This is a genomic window from Halorubrum sp. SS7 (assembly GCF_005435055.1).
In the GTDB taxonomy this organism is placed as follows: Archaea; Halobacteriota; Halobacteria; order Halobacteriales; family Haloferacaceae; genus Halorubrum; species Halorubrum salinarum.
The window spans coordinates 3,889-4,366 of the sequence record NZ_SGXV01000033.1 but is presented as its reverse complement, the minus strand read 5'-3'; the positions used below and the strand labels follow the sequence as shown (position 1 = coordinate 4,366).

At 65.9% G+C, this 478-nt stretch carries 1 pseudogene; it reads left to right on the top strand.

Annotation, left to right across the window (positions count from 1 at the left end):
* Positions 1–27 precede the first annotated feature (27 nt).
* Positions 28–478 (top strand): annotated as a pseudogene (locus tag EXE44_RS20310) (ArsR family transcriptional regulator); the annotation flags it as partial.

Here is a 478-nt window from a genome sequence, read left to right as displayed (position 1 = left end):
GCTCAGCCTCGGGACGCGTTTGCTCTGTTGAGTCACGATCTCAGGCTGGAGATCCTACTGGCCCTGCTGTCTCACTGGGAAGCCGTCGATACCGAGCCCCAGCGGTACTCCGAGTTGATGCGGGCGGTCGGAATGGAGGACAGCGGGAAGTTCAATTACCATCTCGACAGGCTCCGAGGTGTCTACCTCCGGAAGACCGACGCCGGGTACGTCCCGACCGCTAGCGCCACCGCGCTGTACCGCGCCGTCCTGGCCCACCGGCCGACTGCGACGCCCGACCGTACCCACCTCGATCCGGGCGTCGACTGCCCCCGTTGCGGGGCGGGGCTCGCTGGCGTCTACGAGCGTGAGTTCTTCTCGTTGCGGTGTGGCTCCTGTGACAGTGTCGTCGAGGAGTTCACCTATCCGTTACCGAAGAACGGCCTGGCTGAGCGGACCGACCGGGAGGTACTTGAAGCCGTCTACGACCGCGCGCGCG